2 protein-coding genes and 1 pseudogene are annotated in these 4,290 nt (G+C 74.5%); 1 reads left to right on the top strand and 2 read right to left on the bottom strand.

Annotated features, from left to right (window positions below; genetic code table 11):
• A pseudogene (locus tag HTZ82_RS13455) lies at positions 1–772 on the bottom strand (hypothetical protein); the annotation flags it as partial.
• A 327-nt stretch (positions 773–1,099) separates the two neighbouring features.
• On the opposite strand from HTZ82_RS13455, the gene HTZ82_RS13450 reads away from it, so the two are divergent.
• Positions 1,100–3,166 carry a PhoX family phosphatase gene (locus HTZ82_RS13450; protein ID WP_175409591.1) on the top strand — a complete coding sequence of 689 codons (2,067 nt, stop codon included), beginning with the start codon at positions 1,100–1,102 and terminating at the stop codon, positions 3,164–3,166.
• 22 nt (positions 3,167–3,188) lie between these two features.
• On the opposite strand, the gene HTZ82_RS13445 is transcribed toward HTZ82_RS13450, so the two are convergent.
• A complete protein-coding gene (locus tag HTZ82_RS13445; RefSeq protein WP_309235452.1) occupies positions 3,189–4,268 on the bottom strand; it encodes a hypothetical protein in 1,080 nt (359 codons plus the stop codon).
• Positions 4,269–4,290 lie beyond the last annotated feature (22 nt).

The raw sequence follows: 4,290 nt of genomic DNA, 5'->3' as shown, positions 1-4,290 counted from the left end.
GCGGGGCGGCGGGTGCTTCCGCCCGGGCGGCCGCCTCGGGCTCGGGCCGCTCCTCCTCCGCCGCCGGCTCGGCCGCGGCAGCGGCATCGGCGGTCGCCGGGGTCGGCTCCGGTGCCTCGGCGGCGGGCTCCGCCTCGGGCTCGGTGACCGACGCCGCTTGGGCCGGGGCGGGCTCGGCTGTGGCAGTCGGCTCCGGGGCGGAGGCAGGCGCGTCCGCCTCCGGGGCGTCCGCCTGGGCGATGGCATGCGCTTCGGCCGTGGCGGCGGGCTTCCCGGTCGGCTTCTCCGCGTCGGCGGAGGCGGACTCGGCCGCGGGCTCCACCTCGGGCGCGGCGGCTGCCGGTTCCGGGGTGGGCTCCGCCTCGGGCGTGTCGGGCTCCCGCTCCGGGGCGTTCGCCTCAGGTGCGGCGGCCTGGGCGTCCGTCCGGGCGGGCGGCGTGGCGGGCTCGGGATCGGGGGCCGTAACCGGCGTGTTCTGGTTCGGGTTTGTGGACTCGCGGGCCGGGGGGACCGTCGTACGGCGGGCCTTCGCGTTGTCGAAGGACGCCGCCAGCAGCTCCGCCGCGATGCTCCCCGATGCCGCGTCCGACGCGGGCGCGCCGTCCGCGCGTTCCGCCAGGGACGGGGCCGACGGGGACGGCACCGTCGCCGCCGGCTCGTCCTGGGGCACCGTGCGTTCCGCCTGGGGCGGGACGGAGGGAGTGGTCGTCGACTCGTCACGCTCCGCGCGGTCGCGTCCGAACACCTTGCGCAGCAAGCTCCGAATGCCCATGGGCCATGGCCTTTCGCAAATTGGGTGCCGTGAATGTCCGTACTGCTGGGAATCACTAGGAATCATCCCTGGCCAGGGCGGACACGTAAGGTTAGCCGCCCCGTGTGGCGTGGGAAGGGGGCATTCCGGGGGTCGTTCCCGGGGCGTTCCCCGGGTCGTTCCCCGGTCCTTCTCCGGTCGTCCCCTCGCGTCAAGACCGCCCCGGACGCCGCGCATTCATCCGGCGTTCACGCATCCGCCGCTGTTCCGCACGCACGTCCGCCTAACGTCGCCGCCGGACGATATTCCGACACCATGTCGGCGCGGGTGCGCCGAAGGAGGAACCACGTGCGCAAGCTGCTGCCGTTGCTGAACGCCCGCCCGCACGCGGGCGGCCGGTCCGCCCTCACCTGCCGCTACCGCTGCGGGGACGCGTGCTTCCAGGACGTGCCGAACACCAGCGACAACGAGTACGTCGGCGACGTCATAGCCGGCAGCCTCTCCCGCCGCGCCATGATGCGCGCGGCCGCCGCCGTCACCGTCACGGCCGCCGTCGGCAGCGCGGCCGTCGTCGCGGCGGCCCCCGACGCGCAGGCGGCGACCGCCACCGGCTGGCACCCGGGCGGCGGCGGGCACGGCAGGGCCCGCGGCGCCCGCGGCCTGCGCTTCACACCCGTCGCGCCCAACACCGCCGACCGGGTGACCGTCCCGGACGGCTACGCCCAGCACGTCGTCATCCGCTGGGGCGAGCCCATCCTGCGCGGCGCGCCCGCCTTCGACCCGCACCGGCAGTCCGCCAAGGCGCAGGCCGGCCAGTTCGGCTACAACAACGACTTCCTGTCCCTGCTCCCGCTGCGCCGCGAGCACGGCCGCCAGGTGCTCGTCGCCAACCACGAGTACACCGACGAGAACCTGATGTTCCCCGGCTACGACCCGGAGAACCCGACCCGCGAGCAGGTCGAGACCGCGTGGGCGGCCCACGGCCTGTCGGTGGTCGTCGTCCAGGAGGAGTTCCGCAGCGGCCGGCTCACGCCGGTCACGCGCCACACGCTCAACCGCCGCCTCACCGCCACCAGCGAGTTCCGCCTCACCGGCCCCGCCGCCGGCAGCGACCTGCTGAAGACGTCCGCCGACCCGACCGGCCGCACGGTCCTCGGCACGCTCAACAACTGCGCGGGCGGCACGACCCCGTGGGGCACGATCCTGTCCGGCGAGGAGAACTTCAACCAGTACTTCGCCAACGGCTCGACCCCCACCGACAAGCGCTACGGCATCCGCGCCGGCGGCACCGAGCGCAAGTGGGAGCGGTTCGACAAGCGGTTCGACGCCGCCCGGGAGCCCAACGAGTCGCACCGCTTCGGCTGGGTCGTCGAACTCGACCCGTACGACCCCGACTCCACGCCCCGCAAGCACACCGCGCTCGGCCGCTTCAAGCACGAGGCCGCCCAGCCGCGCCTCACGCACGACGGCCGTCCCGTCGTCTACATGGGTGACGACGAGCGCTTCGACTACTTCTACAAGTTCGTGTCGTCGAAGCGCATGAAGAAGGGGAACAGCCGCGCCGCACGCGAGCACAACCTCACCCTCCTCGACGAGGGCACCCTGTACGTCGCCAAGCTGACCGGCGACTCCCCGGCCGCCGAGATCGACGGCACCGGCAAGCTCCCGAACGACGGCGAGTTCGACGGCTCCGGCGTGTGGATCCCGCTCGCCACCGGCGACGTCTCGCACATCCCGGGCATGACCGCCGAGGAGGTGTACGTCTTCACGCGCCTCGCCGCCGACAAGGCCGGCGCCACGAAGATGGACCGCCCCGAGGACGTCGAGCCGTCGCCGCGCACCGGCCGCGTGTACGTGGCGCTCACCAACAACACCAAGCGCGGTACGGACGGCAAGCCCGGCGCCGACGAGGCCAACCCGCGCAACGAGAACAAGCACGGCCACGTCCTGGAGCTCGCCGAGCACTGGGACGACCCGGCATCGGACGGTTTCGCCTGGCGGCTGTTCCTCGTCGCGGGCGACCCGGAGGACCCGGCGTCGTACTTCGCGGGCTACCCGAAGGACAAGGTGTCCCCGATCTCCTGCCCGGACAACCTGGCCTTCGACCCGCACGGCAACCTGTGGATCTCCACCGACGGCAACAAGCTGGGCTCCCACGACGGCCTGTTCGGCGTCGCCACGCACGGCGAGCGGCGCGGTGAGCTGAAGCAGTTCCTGACCGTGCCGGCCGGCGCCGAGACGTGCGGCCCGATCATCCAGGACCGCCGTGTCCTGGTCGCCGTGCAGCACCCGGGCGAGATGGACGGGGCGACCTTCGAGAAGCCGGCGTCCGCCTGGCCCGACGGGCCGGGCAAGGTCGTCCGCCCGTCCGTCGTCGCCGTCTACCGCCAGGACGGCCGGAACATCGGCGTCTGACCCACACGCCGTACGCGAGGCTTCACGAGGTGGCGCGGGCCTGTGCGCGCCACCTCGTGAACTGTTCCACGGGATCGCCCGTGTACGACCACGGCACCCGCGACGCCCGCGCCCCGAGCAGGTCGAACACCTCACCCGCGACGTCCATCCGGTTCGCGTGACAGGCCGCGTGGAGCAGGTAGTTGAGCAGCTCGACCTCCTCGGGGCGCACCGGGCCCGGCGCGCGGTCACCGATCCAGCGCTCCCAGGTGCGGCGTACCTCCGTCACGGCCAGCTCGTGCTTCCAGTGCTGGTCGAAGCCGCGTACGGAGCCGGGCCCGCGGCCCCGCCCGAGCGCCCCGTCGACGACGTACCGGTACTCCTCGACGCGCGCGATCTGCACCAGCACCGGCAGCGGCGACCCGGGCGGCGCCGCGCCCGCCGCGTCCCGCGCGAAGTCGTACATCGAGCCGTGCGTGCCGTGCCACCGCGCCGACCAGTAGCGCAGCACCTGCACATGGCCCTCCGTGTTGTGCGGGTCGCGCCGCCGCAGCTCGTCCCACCAGCGGCGCAGCTCGGCGCGGCCGACCCCGCCGTCGTACAGGCGGGCCACGGTCAGCAGCGACACCCACGGCATGGGGTCGGCGGGCGCGGCGTCGGCGGCGGCGAGGCAGGCGAGGACGACGGAGTCGAGCCGGCCGCGGTCGACGGGGGTGCCGCGCCCGGCGGCGATGGCCGTGCCGAAGACCCGTACGACCTCGGTGGCTGCCCGCAGGACGGCGCTGTCCGGGTTGTCGGGTTCGGCGGCCCGCCAGCTCTCGACGGCGGAGCTGCCGGCGGCGGCGTGCGCGAGCAGCCGCACGCGGTGGGTGCGCAGCGGCCAGTGGTGGCCGGTGGCGCGCAGCAGGTCCCGCAGGCCCTGCCACCGGCCGATGACGATGTCGTGCCGTACGTCGGTGAGGGCGCTGTCCCCGAAGTCGGGGTCGAGGTCCGGGACGAAGCGCTCGTCGCGCCGCCCGCCCTGCCGGCCGCCCTGTCGGCCGCGGCCCCGCTCCCGCTCACGCTCGCGCGTCCGTTCCCGTCCCCGTTCCCTGCCTCGCCGCCCGAGCCCGGCCCGCCGCACCCAGCCGCCACGGCCCGCGCCT

Source organism: Streptomyces sp. TRM64462, from assembly GCF_013362995.1.
Classification (GTDB): domain Bacteria; phylum Actinomycetota; class Actinomycetes; order Streptomycetales; family Streptomycetaceae; genus Streptomyces.
Note: the sequence above shows the minus strand (reverse complement) of the source record. Positions and strands in the feature narration are given on the sequence as shown.